Annotated in this window: 19 protein-coding genes; 12 read left to right on the forward strand and 7 right to left on the reverse strand. The window is 66.2% G+C overall.

Going from position 1 to position 15,217, the window contains the following annotated elements; all coding sequences use genetic code 11:
- Nucleotide 1: 1 nt before the first annotated feature.
- Both cpaB and HH800_RS03245 read right to left on the reverse strand, forming a co-directional pair.
- A complete protein-coding gene (cpaB, locus tag HH800_RS03240; RefSeq protein ID WP_125998099.1) occupies nucleotides 2-1,015 on the reverse strand; it encodes a Flp pilus assembly protein CpaB in 1,014 nt (337 codons plus the stop codon).
- A gap of 51 nt (nucleotides 1,016-1,066) precedes the next feature.
- A complete protein-coding gene (locus tag HH800_RS03245) occupies nucleotides 1,067-1,540 on the reverse strand; it encodes an A24 family peptidase (RefSeq protein ID WP_010336255.1) in 474 nt (157 codons plus the stop codon).
- A gap of 49 nt (nucleotides 1,541-1,589) precedes the next feature.
- Between HH800_RS03245 and HH800_RS03250 the strand changes: the two genes are divergently transcribed.
- From HH800_RS03250 to HH800_RS03260, 3 genes are read left to right on the forward strand one after another with little or no spacing between them, the layout of a single operon-like run.
- Nucleotides 1,590-2,543, forward strand: coding sequence for an alpha/beta hydrolase (locus HH800_RS03250; RefSeq protein ID WP_169860174.1), 954 nt, complete (start codon nucleotides 1,590-1,592; stop codon nucleotides 2,541-2,543).
- Entirely contained in the window at nucleotides 2,540-3,643 is a 1,104-nt protein-coding gene (locus tag HH800_RS03255; protein ID WP_169860175.1) for an NAD(P)/FAD-dependent oxidoreductase, read from the forward strand. The genes HH800_RS03250 and HH800_RS03255 overlap by 4 nt, the downstream gene beginning before the upstream one ends.
- Before the next feature lie 21 nt (nucleotides 3,644-3,664).
- Entirely contained in the window at nucleotides 3,665-3,841 is a 177-nt protein-coding gene (locus HH800_RS03260; protein WP_004207987.1) for a YegP family protein, read from the forward strand.
- A 38-nt stretch (nucleotides 3,842-3,879) separates the two neighbouring features.
- Here the strand turns inward: HH800_RS03260 and rnhA are convergent, their stop codons facing one another.
- From rnhA to ispH, 3 genes are read right to left on the reverse strand one after another with little or no spacing between them, the layout of a single operon-like run.
- Complete coding sequence (gene rnhA, locus HH800_RS03265; RefSeq protein WP_004207986.1) at nucleotides 3,880-4,326, reverse strand: ribonuclease HI; 447 nt, start codon at nucleotides 4,324-4,326, stop codon at nucleotides 3,880-3,882.
- On the reverse strand, nucleotides 4,323-5,300 hold the full coding sequence (thrB, locus tag HH800_RS03270) for a homoserine kinase (RefSeq protein WP_169860176.1): 978 nt from the start codon (nucleotides 5,298-5,300) through the stop codon (nucleotides 4,323-4,325). Before thrB ends, rnhA begins: the two co-directional genes overlap by 4 nt.
- A 5-nt stretch (nucleotides 5,301-5,305) precedes the next feature.
- Complete coding sequence (gene ispH, locus HH800_RS03275) at nucleotides 5,306-6,265, reverse strand: 4-hydroxy-3-methylbut-2-enyl diphosphate reductase (protein ID WP_169860177.1); 960 nt, start codon at nucleotides 6,263-6,265, stop codon at nucleotides 5,306-5,308.
- Nucleotides 6,266-6,432: 167 nt separating this feature from the next.
- On the opposite strand from ispH, the gene HH800_RS03280 reads away from it, so the two are divergent.
- From HH800_RS03280 to tatC, 9 genes are all read left to right on the forward strand, one after another.
- Nucleotides 6,433-7,041: a hypothetical protein gene (locus HH800_RS03280; protein WP_010336260.1), complete on the forward strand. Its 609-nt coding sequence runs from the start codon at nucleotides 6,433-6,435 to the stop codon at nucleotides 7,039-7,041.
- A 129-nt stretch (nucleotides 7,042-7,170) separates the two neighbouring features.
- Nucleotides 7,171-8,898, forward strand: a complete 1,728-nt coding sequence (gene argS / locus HH800_RS03285; RefSeq protein ID WP_169863214.1) for an arginine--tRNA ligase — start codon at nucleotides 7,171-7,173, stop codon at nucleotides 8,896-8,898.
- A 19-nt stretch (nucleotides 8,899-8,917) separates the two neighbouring features.
- Nucleotides 8,918-9,637 (forward strand): SPOR domain-containing protein, encoded by a 720-nt coding sequence (locus HH800_RS03290; RefSeq protein WP_169860178.1) that lies wholly within the window; start codon nucleotides 8,918-8,920, stop codon nucleotides 9,635-9,637.
- Between the two features lie 55 nt (nucleotides 9,638-9,692).
- Nucleotides 9,693-10,703 carry a beta-N-acetylhexosaminidase gene (gene nagZ / locus HH800_RS03295; protein ID WP_169860179.1) on the forward strand — a complete coding sequence of 337 codons (1,011 nt, stop codon included), beginning with the start codon at nucleotides 9,693-9,695 and terminating at the stop codon, nucleotides 10,701-10,703.
- 17 nt (nucleotides 10,704-10,720) lie between these two features.
- Complete coding sequence (locus HH800_RS03300) at nucleotides 10,721-11,503, forward strand: segregation and condensation protein A (protein ID WP_169860180.1); 783 nt, start codon at nucleotides 10,721-10,723, stop codon at nucleotides 11,501-11,503.
- An 8-nt stretch (nucleotides 11,504-11,511) separates the two neighbouring features.
- Complete coding sequence (scpB, locus tag HH800_RS03305) at nucleotides 11,512-12,093, forward strand: SMC-Scp complex subunit ScpB (protein WP_010336265.1); 582 nt, start codon at nucleotides 11,512-11,514, stop codon at nucleotides 12,091-12,093.
- Between the two features lie 28 nt (nucleotides 12,094-12,121).
- Complete coding sequence (locus HH800_RS03310; RefSeq protein ID WP_004207976.1) at nucleotides 12,122-12,361, forward strand: twin-arginine translocase TatA/TatE family subunit; 240 nt, start codon at nucleotides 12,122-12,124, stop codon at nucleotides 12,359-12,361.
- A gap of 26 nt (nucleotides 12,362-12,387) precedes the next feature.
- Nucleotides 12,388-12,852 (forward strand): hypothetical protein, encoded by a 465-nt coding sequence (locus HH800_RS03315; RefSeq protein WP_004207975.1) that lies wholly within the window; start codon nucleotides 12,388-12,390, stop codon nucleotides 12,850-12,852.
- Nucleotides 12,849-13,640: a twin-arginine translocase subunit TatC gene (tatC, locus tag HH800_RS03320; protein ID WP_097384203.1), complete on the forward strand. Its 792-nt coding sequence runs from the start codon at nucleotides 12,849-12,851 to the stop codon at nucleotides 13,638-13,640. Before HH800_RS03315 ends, tatC begins: the two co-directional genes overlap by 4 nt.
- A gap of 35 nt (nucleotides 13,641-13,675) precedes the next feature.
- On the opposite strand, the gene HH800_RS03325 is transcribed toward tatC, so the two are convergent.
- Both HH800_RS03325 and HH800_RS03330 read right to left on the reverse strand, forming a co-directional pair.
- Complete coding sequence (locus HH800_RS03325; protein WP_004207973.1) at nucleotides 13,676-13,804, reverse strand: entericidin A/B family lipoprotein; 129 nt, start codon at nucleotides 13,802-13,804, stop codon at nucleotides 13,676-13,678.
- A gap of 374 nt (nucleotides 13,805-14,178) precedes the next feature.
- Nucleotides 14,179-15,156: a cell wall hydrolase gene (locus HH800_RS03330; protein WP_169863215.1), complete on the reverse strand. Its 978-nt coding sequence runs from the start codon at nucleotides 15,154-15,156 to the stop codon at nucleotides 14,179-14,181.
- Between the last annotated feature and the right edge of the window lie 61 nt (nucleotides 15,157-15,217).

Below are 15,217 nucleotides of genomic sequence, written 5' to 3' on the forward strand. Positions count from 1 at the left end.
CTTACTTCCCCCCGACCGGAACTTCGGTCACATTGGTGCCGCGGGCGATGCGGACGGTCGGCCCCTTGAAGACGGCCGTGCCGACCGGTGCGCCACCCGGCGCGGCCATGGCGGGCATGCCGGCATCAGGCTTGGCCGGGACGCTGCTGCGCTGGTAGCGCGACACGTCGGCGCCCGTGGAATAGGTGGAGCCGCGATCGACCGGGCGGGCCGCGATCTTGGCAATGATCGACTTTTCCGAACCCGGATTGCTGCCATCGGGCAGGTCGACGTCCGAACCGGCAATGGCGGCGTCAAGGTCCGATGCGGTGTCCGCGATCGAGCGCAGCGACAGCGACAGCGAGCCGATGGTCTGCGACACGGCGAGCTTTTCGGCGATCTTGGGCGTCACTTCGACCGTGACGTTGGAGTAGGTCTGGACGACGGGCTTGCCATCGGGGCCCATGGCGTCGGTCCGCTGGTCGGTGGCGAGCACGCGCAGGTTGCGCAGGATCGTTTCCGAAACCTTGAGCGGGGCGCCATCGCCGCCGCCGGAAACCGTCTGGGTCAGCACCAGGTCGATGCGGTCGCCAGGGAAGACGAAGCCGGCAACCGCATTCTGGGCCGAGACCGGCACGGTAACGGCGCGCATGCCGGGGCCGAGGGCTGCGGCCAGGAAGCCGCGGTCACCCGGACGGATGACGGCGCCCTGGGTCAGCGGCTGGCCGGCGGTGATCGCGTTGCGCACGACGCTGCCTGCAAGCTTGAGCGGATCGGCCTGGCCCTTCAGATAATAGGCGGCCTCGATCAGATCCTTGGGCCAGGGCTGGAAGCGGAAGCTTTCCGCGTCCAGGATGGTCCCCACCGGCAGGGCCTTGGTCGCCACCAGAACATGCGGCTGGTCCGCCTCGTTCGGCATTGCGGCCGCGTTCACCTGCGGCGTAGATGAAGAACTCAGCATGCTGCGCGCAAGCAAGGCTGTAGTGACCGCTATGATTAGCGCCCCCACCAGCAGCACGATCTTCTTAGCATCCATGACGAAACTCGCCTTTCTCAAATGGGCGGCCTGCCCCCAGGGGCCCAATCATCACGCAAATTGGTTAAGATATCGTTCGCCAAGTAACCAAAGGGCGGCGATCGATATGGCTACGCCGTAGGGTATTTCGGGTTGGCCCTGCTTCCGGCGGAGGCGGTGGTGGATCACCGTGACGATCGTCACGGCGCCGCCCAGAATCGCCATCAGCGTCAACAGGGTCAGCACCGCCTGCCACGGAAACCACAGCGCCAGCGCGCCCAGCAGCTTCACATCGCCCCCGCCCATCATGCCGAACGCGAACAGCGCGGCGAACAGGACGAAGACCAGCAGGCCGACCAGCAACTGCACCGCCATGCCCGGCCAGAGCGGCAAGCCGCAGGCGATCCACCATAGTGGCGCCAGGGCGGCGACGCCCAGGTTCAGCCGGTTGGAGATGATGCGCGCGCGCAGGTCCGTGATCGCGGCTGCGATCAGCAGGATGCCCAGTGCGGCGATCAGCGCCAGTCTGAAATATTCCCCCAACATGAGGGTCAGGCACTAGACCATATGGCTTACCAAACCGTAACCATGGCCCATGGATTCGCCGATCTTCCCGTCGCCCGCCCTTGACCGTCGTGCCTGGCCAATGGGTGGCCAGCTGGATTATTGGCAGGCCACCGACGGCTGGCCGATCCGCCGCTATCGGCTGGGCGCTGGCACCCGTGGCCGGATGCTGATCCTCAACGGTCGCGGCGACATGATCGAGAAATATCTGGAGGTGATCCACCACTGGGCGCAGCGCGGCTGGGCGGTGACCAGTTTCGACTGGCGCGGACAGGGCGGGTCGGGCCGGCTGACCGATGATCCACTGTGCGGCCATATCGACGACTTCGCCCGGTGGGTTGGCGATTTGCGCGCGCTTTCAGATGATTGGCGCGCGGAGGGCAGCGGCCCGACGGTCATGCTGGGCCACAGCATGGGCGGGCATATGCTGTTGCGGGCGCTGGCCGAAGGCCTGCCTGCACCCGATGCGGCCGTGGCCGTGGCGCCGATGCTGGGGCTGCATACCGCCCCGCTGCCGCGCTGGCTGGCGGTGGCGATCGCCAATTTCATGTGCGGGATCGGCCAGGGGGAAAAGCAGGCCTGGACACAGAAGGAAGAGAGCGAGCGGCAGCGCCAGATGCGGCAGAAGCGGCTCACCCATGATCCCGATCGCTACGCCGATGAAATCTGGTGGCGGGACCATAGCCGGGACATTGCGCTGGGGCCGCCGAGCTGGAACTGGGTGCGGCTGGCGCTCGAGTCGACTCGCGCCTTGGAGGCCGGAAACGGGCCGGAGCGAATCGCGACGCCGACCCTGGTCCTGGCCGCCTGTCGCGACCAACTGGTATCGACGCCGGCCATCCGGCGCATCGCGGCGCGCTTGCCCGATGCCCGCCTGCATGTCTATGGGCGCGAGGCCGCGCATGAAATTTTGCGCGAGCTCGACCCGGTGCGGCTCGATGCGCTGGGGCGGATCGACCGTTTCCTGGATGAGGTTGCCCGTTGAACAGACCCGATATCGTGATTGTCGGTGGCGGGATTGCGGGCGCCAGCCTGGGCGCGGCGCTGGCGGAAACGGCGCGGGTGCTGATCCTGGAGATGGAGGATCGCGCCGGCTATCATGCGACGGGGCGATCGGTCGCCTTCTGGGAAGAAACCTATGGCGGGCCGGTGGTCCAGCCGCTGACCACGGCCTCGGGCAGGCTGCTGGAGTCGCCCGATCCCGATTTCTTCGATGGCTCCTTCCTGTCGCCGCGCCGCACGCTGCATATCGGCCGGGCCGGGGATGAGGGGCTGCGCGACGCGCTGCTGGCCGATTTTGCCGGGGCGGTCGAATTGCAGCCGGTGGTGCCGGCGAGCCTGGTGCCGGGGTTGCGGCCCGACTGGGTGCTGGGTGTGCTGGAACCGAGTTGCCGCGACATCGATGTCGGGGCGCTGCATCAGGCCTATCTGCGCCGGTTCCGCAGGCTGGGCGGCGAAATGCGGCTGGGGGCAAGGCTAGAGCACGCCGAACGACAGGGCGATGGCTGGCGGATCGAGACCCGTGACGGGCCGATCGAATGCGGCCTGCTGGTCAATGCTGCCGGGGCTTGGGCGGATGATGTCGCCGTGGCCTGCGGTGTCGCGCCGGTCGGCATCACGCCCTATCGCCGGACGGTGGTGCAGTTGCGGTTGGAGGATATGCCAGCCGACGAGATGCCGCTGGTGATGGACATGCAGGGCGGCTTCTATTTCAAGCCCGAGGGGCGGGGGCGGATCTGGCTGACGCCGCATGACGAGGTCGCTTCGCCCCCCTGCGACGCCGCGCCCGAGGAGCTGGCGATCGCGCAGGCCATCGACCGGTTCCAGGCGGCGGTCGACTGGCGGATCGCGGCGGTCGAGCGCAAATGGGCGGGGCTGCGCAGCTTCGCGCCGGACCGCGTGCCGGTCTATGGCTTCGAGCCGGCGGTCGAGGGCTTCTTCTGGTTCGCCGGGCAGGGCGGTTTCGGCATCCAGACCGCGCCGGCGGCGGCGCTGCTGGGGGCCAGCCTGTTGACCGGCGCGGTCCTGCCGCAGGCGATTGCCAGCCTCGATATCGCTGCTTATGCTCCCCAACGGTTTCGATAGCGCAACCAGCAGGAGAGCATGATGGCGCACAAGTTCGTGATCGAGAAGAACAAGGCCGGCGAGTTCGTGGCCAAGTTCAAATATAATGCCGAGATCATCTTCTGGACCGAGGGCTACAGCTCCAAGGCGAGCGCGAAGAATGCGATCGAGTCGATCCTGAAGAACGGCCCCGGCGCGCCGATCGAAGAAGCCGAATAAGCTGCGCGGCGCGGGGAGGGTGACCTCCCCGTCCGTCCCTATTTGCGGAAGCTTTCCGCCGCGGCGCAGGCGAGGGCATCGGCCCGCTCATTTTCCGGGTGGCCGGCATGGCCCTTGACCCATTGCCATGTCAGCTTGTGCCGGGCGGCGGCCTTCACCAGTTCCTGCCAGATCTCGACATTCTTGACCGGCTTGTTGTCGGCCGTCTTCCAGCCGCGCTTCTGCCAGCCGAAGATCCATTTGGTGATGCCGTCCATGACATATTTGCTGTCGGTGTAGAGCGTCACCTGGCACGGCTTCTTGAGCGTATTGAGCGCCTCGACCGCGGCCATCATCTCCATGCGGTTATTGGTGGTCATCGCCTCGCCGCCGGAGATTTCCTTCTCCTGGTCGCCAAAGCGCAGCACCGCGCCCCAGCCGCCCGGACCTGGATTGCCCTTGCACGCGCCGTCGGTGAAGATCTGGACTTGCGGCAGGTCGCTCATGCGCCGAGCAGCTCCGCCGGGTCGGCCTTGGCGTAGAAATCCATGCGGCGCAGATAGGCGAGCGGATCCTTGCGCGTCACCAGCGCGTCGGCAGGCGTGTTGATCCAGTCATAGGCGCGGGTCAGCAGGAAGCGCAGCGCCGCGCCGCGGCACAGGATCGGGAAGGCGGCCCGTTCGGCATCGGTCAGGCCATGGGCGGCGGCATAGCCTGCGCCGATCGCGGCCGCGCGGTCGCCAAACCAGGTGGCGCCGTCATTGCTGAAGCACCAGGCGCTGTGGGTGACGGCCAGATCATAGGCGCGAATGTCGGTGCAGCTGAAATAGAAGTCGATGAGGCCGGTGACGTCATCGCCCAGCATCAGGACATTGTCCGGGAACAGGTCGGCATGGATCACCGAACGCGGCAGATCGGCCGGCCAGTGGGCGTCGAGAAAGGCCAGTTCCTCCGCCACGCGGGCGCCAAGGCCCGGCGCAATCTGGTCGAAATCATCGCCACACTTGGCGGCCAGCGCGTGCCAGCCATCCTTGTCGAGCGCATTGCGCCGTTCGCCGGCAAAACCCTGCGCCGCCTTGTGCAGTTCGCCCAGCGCCACGCCGCAGGCGCGCGCCTGGGCCGGGGTCGGTTCGGTCACGGAAATGCCGGTCAGAAACTCGATCAGGCAGGCTGGGCGCCCGCCCAGCTGTTGCAGCCGCTTGCCATCGGTGTCGGCGATGAAGCGCGGCACCAGGCAGCCGCGCGCGCCCAGATGGTCGAGCAGGTCCATGAAGAAGGGCAGGTCCGCTTCATCCACCCGCTTTTCATAGAGGGTCAGGATATAGCGGTGGCCGTTTCCGTCATGGCCGGTGGTTTCGAGCAGATAATTGCTGTTTTCCACCCCTTCGGCGATGCCCTTGGCGGACACCAGCCGACCGGCATCATAGCGGGTGAGGAAGGCGTCAATCTCTTCGGCGGGAACGTGCGTATAAACGGCCATGGGGGTTATGCGACCTCCAGTCCGCGCGGCAGCTTGAAGGAGATATTCTCCTGCGCGGTTTCGACCTGTTCCTCGGTCACGGCAAAGCGCTCGGCAATCCGGTCGACGACTTCGCGCACCAATATTTCCGGCGCGGAGGCGCCGGCGGTGAGGCCGAGCGTCGTCACGCCCTCCAGCCAGGCAAAGTCGATTTCCTCGGCGCGCTGGATCAGGCGGGCGGGGGTGCCTTCGCGCTCGGCGACCTCGACCAGGCGCAGCGAGTTGGAGCTGTTGGGCGCGCCGATCACATAGACGGCGTCGCAGCGGGCGGCGATCGCCTTGACCGCCGTCTGGCGGTTCGACGTCGCGTAACAGATATCCTCGCCCTTGGGCGCGATGATCGAGGGGAAGCGGCGCTCCAGCGTGGCGACGATCGCGGCGGTATCGTCGACCGACAGGGTGGTCTGGGTCAGGAAGGCGAGATTGTCGGCATCGCTGGGCGCCAGCGCCTCGGCATCCTCGACCGTTTCGATCAGCGTCATCGTGCCGTCGGGCACCTGGCCGAAAGTGCCGATCACCTCCGGATGGCCCTTGTGGCCGATGAACAGGATGTGGCGGCCGGCGGTCACCATGCGTTCGGCCTGGCGATGCACCTTGCTGACCAGCGGGCAGGTGGCGTCGAGATAGTCGAGGCCGCGCTCCTCCGCCTTGGCCGGCACCGCCTTGGGCACGCCATGGGCGGAAAAGACCACCGGCACGCCGTCGGGCACCTGGTCCAGTTCCTCGACGAAGATCGCGCCCTTGGCCTTCAGGCTGTCGACCACGAACTTGTTGTGGACGATTTCATGGCGGACATAGACCGGCGCGCCATATTTCTCGATCGCGCGCTCGACGATGATGATGGCGCGGTCGACACCGGCACAGAAGCCGCGCGGGGCAGCGATCAACAGGGTCATCGGCGGGCGAGGGGCGGGGCTCTGCGTCATGGGCGCGGCTTAGGGCAATGTCGCGCCCGAAGGAAGGGCCAACGCAAATCACCGCGCTTTGTGTTGCGTGGGCGGCGGGGGATGGATAAGGAAGCCGGACGCCTCTGTCCAAGGGGCATGCTGAGGAATTGCTGCCTGTGACATTGTCCCGAATTGCGTTGACCGGAATGCTCGCCCTTGCCCTTGCCGGCTGTTCTCGCCGGGGGGAAATCGACCCGACGGGCGGTATCGTCACGGTGCGTTCGGCTTGCCCGGTGGCTGCAATCCCGGCCTATACCGGTGACGTGACCCTGTTCAATCCGGCCCAGAGCCGCGATGCCTCCGCGATCGACGTGGTGGCGAACATCACCGATCTGCGCTCGACCTGTTCCGATGGCGCCCAGCTTTATACCCAGGCAACCTTCGTGGTGAATGCGCGTCGCAACGACGCCAGCGCCGCGCGCCAGGTGACCTTGCCCTATTTCTCGGCGATCGTGCGGGGCGGCAGCGCCGTCGTCGCCAAGCGGATCGGCCAGGTGACGCTGAACTTCGCGCCGGGCGAATATCGCGCGACCGCGACCGCGACGGCCGGCTCCTATGTCGACAAGGCATCGGCCACGCTGCCGCCGGAAATTCAGCAGAAGATCACGCAGAAGCGCAAGGCAGGCGACGCGGATGCCGCGATCGACCCCTTCGCCCAGCCGGACGTCAAGGCGGCGCTGCAGCGAACCAGCTTCGAGCTGCTCGTGGGTTTCAACCTGACCCAGGATCAGCTCAAATATAACGCGACCCGTTAAGCCCGTTGATTTGTTTCCGTTCGGGCTGAGCGAAGTCGAAGCCCGCCACTGAGCGAAGCGAAGTGCTTCACTCCGTTCAGCCTGGCCCTTCGACTTCGCTCAGGGCGAACGGAGTTGAAGGAAATGCCCGTGTCCCTTTACACCCGTTTCACCGCCCATCTCGATGCCGTGCTCGACGCGCTGGAGGCTGAAGGCATGCTGCCCGCCGGCCTCAACCGCAAGCCGGTGACGGTGGAGCCGCCGCGCGATCCCAGCCATGGCGACCTGGCCACCAACGCCGCGATGGTGCTGGCCAAGCCCGCCGGCACCAATCCGCGCGCGCTGGCCGATGCGATCGTGACCAAGCTGCAGGCGCTGGACGAGGTCGAGGCGGCCAGCATTGCCGGCCCCGGCTTCATCAACCTGACCCTGACCGACCCGACCTGGCGCGCCGAACTGGCGGCGATCCATGCCGAGGCCGCCGATTATGGCCGGTCCGATTTCGGCGCGGGCACGACCGTGAATGTCGAATATGTCTCGGCCAACCCCACCGGCCCCATGCATATGGGCCATTGCCGCGGCGCGGTGGTCGGCGACGCGCTCGCCACCCTGCTGGAATATGCCGGGCACAAGGTGATCCGCGAATATTATATCAATGATGCCGGCGGCCAGGTCGATGTGCTCGCCCGTTCCGCGCATGTCCGCTATCGTGAAGCGCTGGGCGAGGATGTCGGCGCGATCCCCGAGGGGCTTTATCCGGGCGATTATCTGGTGCCGGTGGGGCAGGCGCTGGCCGCCGAATATGGCGACAAGTTCGTCGGCGCACCCGAAGCCGACTGGCTGGTCCTGTTCCGCACCTTTGCCGTGGCGAAGATGATGGACATGATCCGCAGCGATCTCGCGCTGCTGGGCATCCATCACGACATTTTCTCGTCGGAGGCGGAATTGCAGGCAGCAGGCAAGCCCGACGAGGCCGAAGCCTGGCTGCGTGCCCATGACCTGGTCTATGACGGCGTGCTGGAAGCGCCCAAGGGCGAACTGCCCGACGATTGGGAGCCGGTGGAGCTGCCGCTGTTCCGTTCGACCAGGTTCGGCGACGACCAGGATCGGCCGATCAAGAAGTCGAATGGCAGCTGGACCTATTTCGGTGCCGACATGGCCTATCATTTCCAGAAGGCGCAGAGCGCCGACCAACTGATCGACATCTGGGGCGCTGACCATGCCGGCACGGTGAAGCGCATCCAGGCCGCCGTCGCCGCCCTGACCGAGGGCAAGGCGCGGTTCGACGTCAAGCTGATCCAGATGGTCCGCCTGCTGCGCGATGGCGAGCCGGTGAAGATGTCCAAGCGCGCCGGTAACTTCGTGACGCTGGCCGATGTCGTGCGCGAAGTGGGCAAGGATGTCGTCCGCTTCACCATGCTGACGCGCAAGGCCGATGCCCAGATGGACTTCGATTTCGCCAAGGTGGTGGAAGCCTCGAAGGACAATCCGGTCTTCTATGTGCAATATGCCCATGCCCGCATTTCCTCGCTCGGCCGCCGTGCAGAGGAGGCCGGGATCGACCTTCCCGCGCCCGACCTGTCCCTGCTTGGGACGGCGGAGCTGAACCTGGTGAAGCTGGCAGCGCAGTTCCCGCGCGTCGTCGAAGGATCGGCGCAGGCTCGTGAACCGCATCGTATTGCCTTCTATCTCAATGACTTGGCTTCGGCATTCCATGGCTGGTGGAATATGGGCAATGATGATCCGCGCGCGCGCGTGGTGCTGGCGGACGATCCGGCCCTCACCTCGGCCCGGCTTTTCTTGAGCCGCGGAATCGGGCAGATCATCCGCAACGGCCTTGCCCTGATGGGCGTGGTCGCGCTGACCGAAATGCAGTGAGCCGAGCGGAGTTTCGATAATGGGTGACTATGCACGTGGGCGACTTGACCTCGATGACGAGGACCGGCTGCCCTGGCTGGAACCTGCGCTCGACGAGGCGGATGAGGAGCGGATTTCGCCGCTGCGCCTGCTGGGCCTCATCATCCTGGGGCTGGTGCTGATCGGCGCGGTGGTCGCTGGCATGTGGTGGCTGCAGAACCGCAACGGCGGCGGCGCGGGCGAAGGGCAACTGATCGCCGCGCCGCAGGGCGACTACAAGATCGCGGCCAAGGAAGCGGACGCCAAGAAGTTCCAGGGCGAGGGCGATGCCAGCTTCGCCGCGAGCGAGGGCGTGGCCCGTGATGGCCAGATCGACCCGAGCCGCGTGCCCGAGGCGCCAATCATCCCGACCGGCGCTGCCCCTGCAGGCACCAAGCCTGCTGTTCCCGCCAAGCCCGCGCAGAGCGTTACCGCCAAGGTCGAGGACGAGACCAGGGCCGCGCCCAAGGCCGCCGCGCCCAAGGCGGCCGGCAGCGGCGTCATCCAGCTGGGCGCCTATGGCAGCGCGTCGGGCGCCAAGGATGCCTGGGGCCGCCTGTCGAAGCGCTTTGCCTATCTGGCGCCGCTTGCCATGTCGGTCGAGCCGGCCGAAGTGGGCGGCAGCACAGTCTATCGCCTGCGCGCCAGCGCCGGCGGGCAGGCGGGCACCGTTTGCGGCAAGTTGAAGGTCGCGGGCGAAAGCTGCATCATCGTCAATTGACCCAAACAGGGCGCGGGCGTCGACAGCCCGCGCCTTAGTCATTAGCATCGGCGTCATGAAACCCGTCATCTTCGGCCTATCCGGCGAAACCCTGACCGCCGACGAGCGCGCCTTCTTTGCCGAGGCGCAGCCGGCCGGCTATATCTTGTTCAAGCGCAACATCGCCGATCGCGCGCAGGTGCGGGCGCTGACCGACGAACTGCGCGCGCTGCACGGGCGCGACGACCTGCTGATCATGATCGATCAGGAGGGCGGCCGGGTCGCGCGGATGCAGGCGCCGGTCTGGCCCAGCTTTCCCGCCGGCGCCGTGTTCGACCGCCTCTATGACATTGCGCCGTCCAGCGCGATCGCGGCGGCGCGGGCCAATGCAAGGGCGCTCGCGCTGATGCTGGCGGAGGTTGGCATCACGGTGGATGCGCTGCCACTGCTGGACGTGCGGCAGGCGGGCGCGAGCGACATCATGGGCGACCGGACGCTGGGCGCCGAGCCGATGCGCGTCGCGGCGCTTGGCCGGGCCGTGATCGAGGGGCTGGCCGACGGCAATGTCGTGGGCATCGTCAAGCATATGCCTGGCCATGGCCGCGCGCTGGTCGACAGCCATCTGGAGCTGCCGGTCGTTCATGCCGGGACGGAAGAACTGGAAACCGACCTGGCGCCGTTCCGTGCGCTCAAGGACGCACCGATGGGCATGACCGCCCATGTCGTCTACACCGCCTGGGATGCCGACCGGCCGGCCAGCCTGTCGCCGATCGTGATCGAGGAGATTATTCGCCAGCGCATCGGCTTTGACGGGCTGCTGATGTCCGACGATCTCGACATGAAGGCGCTCAAGGGCTCGATTCCCGAACTGGCCGCCGACGTGGTCGCGGCCGGGTGCGACCTAGCGCTCAATTGCTGGGGGCGGATGGACGATATGGTCGGCATTGCCAATCTGCTGCCGGAGATCACGCCGGCTGCGCGGGCGCGGCTCGATCGGGCGATGGCGTCGGCCCATGTCGCCGACCTGCCGCCGTTCGAGGAGTTGCTGGCGACCCGCGATACGTTGCTGGCGCTGGTTCCGGCCTGATCGCGGACGCGGGGGCGATGGACGATCTCTTCACCGCCCCGGCTGCGACGCCCGCCGAGGTCCTGACCGTCAGCTTCGAAAGCTGGGAGGGGCCGCTCGACCTGTTGCTGGCGCTGGCGCGGACGCAGAAGGTCGACCTGCGCGAAATCTCCATCCTGGCGCTGGTCGAGCAGTATCTGGCCTATGTCGATGGGGCGCGGCAGCTGAAGCTGGAACTGGCGGCCGACTATCTGGTGATGGCGGCCTGGCTGGCCTATCTCAAATCGGCGATGCTGCTGCCCAAGGAAGCGCAGCCCGAGCCGAGTCCCGAGGAAATGGCGCTGCGGCTGCAATTGCGGCTGCAACGGTTGCACGCCATGCGCGAGGCCGGCGCGCGGCTGATGGCCGGCGATCGAATCGGGCGCGACGTGTTCGTCCGCCCCCGGCCCGAGGGGCTGCACATGGTGCGGCGGGCGAAGTGGAGCGCCAGCCTTTATGATCTGATCCAGGCCTATGGCCAGATCCGCGCGCGTAACCAGCCGGTGGTGCATATGGTCGCGGTGCGGCCAGTCATGACCCTGGACGAGGCGATCCAGCGGGTGAGTGCGCTGGTCGGGTCGGCGCTCGACTGGAAGACCCTGGAATCCTTCCTGCCCGACGATCGCGACGGACCGATGGCGAAATCGGCGCTGGCCAGCAGCTTCGTGGCGATGCTGGAACTGGCCAAGCAGGGGCGAGTGGACATAAGGCAGGACGGAATATTCGAGCCGATCTATCTGCGGGCGGCGCTGTCGGGCGATCAATGGGAGCAGTTGCGGTGATCCGGGAGATGGACGATTTCGCGCGCGCGGTGGAGGCGGCCTTGTTCGCGTCGGAGGAACCGCTGACGCCCGCCGAACTGCGCGCCCATGTCGGCGATGGCGGCGACCTGCCCGCGACGCTGGCCGGGCTGGCGCAGGATTATGCCGGGCGCGGCGTCAATCTGGTCGAGCGGGGCGGGCGCTGGCATTTTCAGACGGCGGCCGACCTGGCGCATATCCTGCGGCGGGAACGGGACGAGACGCGCAAGCTGTCGCGCGCGGCGATGGAGACGCTGGCGATCATCGCCTATCATGAGCCGGTTAGCCGCGCGGAGATCGAGGCGATTCGCGGGGTTCAGGTGGCCAAGGGCACGCTGGATGTGCTGATGGAGGCCGGATGGGTGCGTCCGGTGGGGCGGCGCGAAGTGCCGGGTCGCCCGCTCATCTATGCGACCAGCGTAGAGTTTCTGTCACATTTTGGCCTTAGCAGCCGCCGGGACTTGCCGGGTCTGGACGATTTGCGGGCTGCGGGGTTGCTGGATCCGGTGGATTTGGCGCTGGAGGGTCTGGGCGGTCAATCCGTTCTGGAAAAGGATGAGGAAGAGGCCTAGAAAGGCCTCCTTTCAGGAGTATGTGAAAATGGGTTCTTTCTCGCTGATGCACTGGGTGATCGTGCTCCTGGTCGTCATGCTGCTGTTCGGTGGCGGCCGGATTTCCGGCCTGATGGGTGACGTGGCCAAGGGCATCAAGAGCTTCAAGAAGGGCATGGCCGACGACGAGGATGACGCGACGCCGGCAAAGCCCGCGACCCGGATCGAGGGTCATCGCGTGCCCGAGCAGGATGCGCCGAGCGCAACTGAAGAAAAGACCAAGGCCTGATCTCTAACGCAGGCTGGTAGTCGCGCATGTTTGGCATCGATTCGACCGAATTTCTGGTGATCGTGATCATTGCGGTGATCGTGATCGGCCCGAAGGATCTTCCGCGCGCGCTCTACAAGGTGGGGCAGATCGTGGGGAAGGCCCAGGGCATGGCCCGGCATTTCCGCACCGGCATTGATGCCATGGTGCGGGAAGTCGAGCTGGAAGAGCTGGAAAAGAAATGGGCCGAGCAGAATAAGCGTATCATGGCCGAGCATCCGCCCGAGACCCAGGTTCCCGAAACCCAGGTCATCGAGCATGGTTCGGCCAGCGATGCGCCCGCTGCTTCGGCTGTAGACGACAAGCCGCCTTATGTGGCGGAAGCGCCGGCGGCCCCCGCTGTCGATGCGCCGCCCTATGTGGCGGAGGCCGCGCCGCCGCCGGTTGCGGACAAGCCGCCCTATGTCGCGGAAGAGCCCGCTGCACCCAAGCAGGGGGATGCGGCGGCATGATCGGCGATATTGACGACAGCAAGGCGCCCTTGCTGGACCATCTGATCGAGCTGCGCAGCCGCTTGCTCAAATGCGTCTACGCGCTCGCCATTACCGGGGCGATCTGCTTCTATTTTTCGGAGCAGCTCTTCGCCATTCTGGTGCATCCGCTCAAGGAAGCCTTTGGCGATGCCGGCGGCAAGCTGGTCTATACCAAGCTCTACGAAGCCTTTTTCGTGCAGATCAAGATCGCGCTGTTCGGCGCCTTCTGCCTGTCCTTCCCGATCATCGCCAACCAGCTCTGGGCGTTCGTCGCGCCGGGGCTATATGCGAAGGAAAAGAAGGCGCTGCTGCCTTTCATCATCGCAACCCCCTTCCTGTTCGCACTGGGCGCGAGCCTCGCCTATTTCGTGGTGATGCCGACCGCCTTCCATTTCTTCCTGGGCTATCAGGGCAATGGCAGCGGGTTGCAGGTCGAGGCGCTGCCGAGCGCGGACAGCTATCTGGGCCTGGTGATGCAGTTCATCCTGGCTTTCGGCATCTGTTTCCTGCTGCCGGTACTGCTGATGCTGCTCAATCGGGCCGGCTTCGTGTCGCGCGAGCAGCTCAAGGGCATGCGTCGCTACATGATCGTCGGCGCCTTCATCCTGGCCGCGGTGCTGACCCCGCCGGATGTCGTGTCGCAGCTGATGCTCGCGATCCCGCTGCTGCTGCTCTACGAAATCACGCTGGTCGCAATCTGGTTCACCGATCGCAGCCAGGCGAAACGGGCCGCCGCAGAAGCGGCGGCAGAGGAAGTTTCCGCATAAGAAAAGGCCCGCGAAACGCGGGCCTTTTTATCTGATCAGTTGGCCGACTTCTCGACGGCCTTGCCGGCGCTCTGCACGTCCCTGCCAGCGCCTTCCACCGTGTTGCAGGCGGATACCAGCAGCGAGCCGGTGAGCAGCAGGGCGGTGACGATTGTCTTGGTCATCGGTTTCTCCTTCCGAAATATCGGCCGACCGCATGGCAAGCCATATCGGTGACCGCTGGAGAACACGCCTGGACGGGAAGGGTTCCGCCGGCTGACGCTGGTTCGACGATGAGGGAGGGTGGCCCGAAAAAGTCTGAGCCCGGAACGCGTCGGGGGGGGGGGATGATGCGTTCCGGGCTCATATTTTTTGGATAGCAAGAGCGGGGGGCAAAAGATTTGCTATCCGAAATGCAGAACGAGCGGCAAAGCGGGTGGTTCCCGATTTCCGCTCCTGATCGCGAATTTTAATTGCCCTTGTTTTCAGGCATTTCGCTGGTTGATTGGATGCTAACCTAAAATAATCTCGCCAGGCGAGCGCAAAAAGATGGTGCGGTTCAACCGAGCGGCCGGCCGCTGTTGCGATATTCGGGACGGATCGTCGATTCCGGCAGATTGTCGATCGGTGCAGTGAGGGCGGGCGCGGGGGCTGGCTGCGTCGCCGGCGTGGAGGGCGCGGCCGTCGGCAGGGGCACGTAGGCGGTTGCCGGTCCGGCGCTCATCAGTTCGATGGGCGTCACCGGCTGGACCGGCCAGATCCGGCGGGCAGGGCCGGATATCAGTTCGCGCCCCGGATAGGCGTCGCTGAAGGCGGCGGGCGTGCCGTTGAAGCCCATGCCGCGATAGAAGATATGGGCGCCGATCACGGCAACCGGCTGCAGCGTCGCGGACCAGGCCGGGCGGACGGCGAGCGTATGATAATGGGTGGCAAGGCCCACCGGGGCATAGGCTTTGCCCGACAGGGCCTGCTGGGCGATGCCGCGCGCGCGGACCCAGGCGACGGCGTTGGGCAGGCGGGCCATGGCGCCATCGCAGCTGAAGGTGAACTGGCAGTGGAAGTCGGTGCGTTCCGACCCCTGATAGACGACGCCGCAGACGCTGTTGGGCCAGAGCGGGCTGCGCACGCGGTTCAATACCACCTGTGCCACGGCGCGCTGCCCCTCCTCCGGCTCGTTCCCGGCTTCATAATAGATGGCCGACGTCAGGCAGTTGAGCGCGCGATAGCTGTCGGTCGCGGTGAGGCCACGGAAGGTGGCGGCCGGCGCCGCCTTGACCTCGGCCAGGCCCATGACGTGCGGGCTCTGGATGGTGAGCGCGCCGGGCGCCGGATCGAAGGCGCCTTCGGCATAGAAGAAGGCGGAGCCGGGGAAATTGGCGCCCGCCTGCTCGGCTGGGTCAGGGCCATGATGATCCTCGGCCAGCATGTCCAGCGGCGCGGCGGTGATGAGATGCGGCACGACCAGCACCGCAAGCGCCAGTGCGCCCAGGCCACCATGCCAGATCCATCGTTCCTGTTGTCGCGAAAGCCGCATCATCCAGCCGGTATCGAGCGGGCCCGATTGCCGCGCGGCCCTGACATAGCCGATTTTCCTTTCC

Origin of the sequence: Sphingobium yanoikuyae (assembly GCF_013001025.1) — a bacterium.
GTDB classification, from domain to species: domain Bacteria; phylum Pseudomonadota; class Alphaproteobacteria; order Sphingomonadales; family Sphingomonadaceae; genus Sphingobium; species Sphingobium yanoikuyae_A.

What these genes read in the sequence shown, in the direction of transcription:
- cpaB (WP_125998099.1), bottom strand. Translation starts at nt 1,015, where the DNA reads ATGGATGCTAAGAAGATCGTGCTGCTGGTGGGGGCGCTAATCATAGCG.
- HH800_RS03245 (WP_010336255.1), bottom strand. Translation starts at nt 1,540, where the DNA reads ATGTTGGGGGAATATTTCAGACTGGCGCTGATCGCCGCACTGGGCATC.
- HH800_RS03250 (WP_169860174.1), top strand. Translation starts at nt 1,590, where the DNA reads ATGGATTCGCCGATCTTCCCGTCGCCCGCCCTTGACCGTCGTGCCTGG.
- HH800_RS03260 (WP_004207987.1), top strand. Translation starts at nt 3,665, where the DNA reads ATGGCGCACAAGTTCGTGATCGAGAAGAACAAGGCCGGCGAGTTCGTG.
- rnhA (WP_004207986.1), bottom strand. Translation starts at nt 4,326, where the DNA reads ATGAGCGACCTGCCGCAAGTCCAGATCTTCACCGACGGCGCGTGCAAG.
- thrB (WP_169860176.1), bottom strand. Translation starts at nt 5,300, where the DNA reads ATGGCCGTTTATACGCACGTTCCCGCCGAAGAGATTGACGCCTTCCTC.
- ispH (WP_169860177.1), bottom strand. Translation starts at nt 6,265, where the DNA reads ATGACGCAGAGCCCCGCCCCTCGCCCGCCGATGACCCTGTTGATCGCT.
- HH800_RS03280 (WP_010336260.1), top strand. Translation starts at nt 6,433, where the DNA reads ATGCTCGCCCTTGCCCTTGCCGGCTGTTCTCGCCGGGGGGAAATCGAC.
- HH800_RS03290 (WP_169860178.1), top strand. Translation starts at nt 8,918, where the DNA reads ATGGGTGACTATGCACGTGGGCGACTTGACCTCGATGACGAGGACCGG.
- nagZ (WP_169860179.1), top strand. Translation starts at nt 9,693, where the DNA reads ATGAAACCCGTCATCTTCGGCCTATCCGGCGAAACCCTGACCGCCGAC.
- HH800_RS03300 (WP_169860180.1), top strand. Translation starts at nt 10,721, where the DNA reads ATGGACGATCTCTTCACCGCCCCGGCTGCGACGCCCGCCGAGGTCCTG.
- scpB (WP_010336265.1), top strand. Translation starts at nt 11,512, where the DNA reads ATGGACGATTTCGCGCGCGCGGTGGAGGCGGCCTTGTTCGCGTCGGAG.
- HH800_RS03310 (WP_004207976.1), top strand. Translation starts at nt 12,122, where the DNA reads ATGGGTTCTTTCTCGCTGATGCACTGGGTGATCGTGCTCCTGGTCGTC.
- HH800_RS03315 (WP_004207975.1), top strand. Translation starts at nt 12,388, where the DNA reads ATGTTTGGCATCGATTCGACCGAATTTCTGGTGATCGTGATCATTGCG.
- tatC (WP_097384203.1), top strand. Translation starts at nt 12,849, where the DNA reads ATGATCGGCGATATTGACGACAGCAAGGCGCCCTTGCTGGACCATCTG.
- HH800_RS03325 (WP_004207973.1), bottom strand. Translation starts at nt 13,804, where the DNA reads ATGACCAAGACAATCGTCACCGCCCTGCTGCTCACCGGCTCGCTGCTG.
- HH800_RS03330 (WP_169863215.1), bottom strand. Translation starts at nt 15,156, where the DNA reads ATGATGCGGCTTTCGCGACAACAGGAACGATGGATCTGGCATGGTGGC.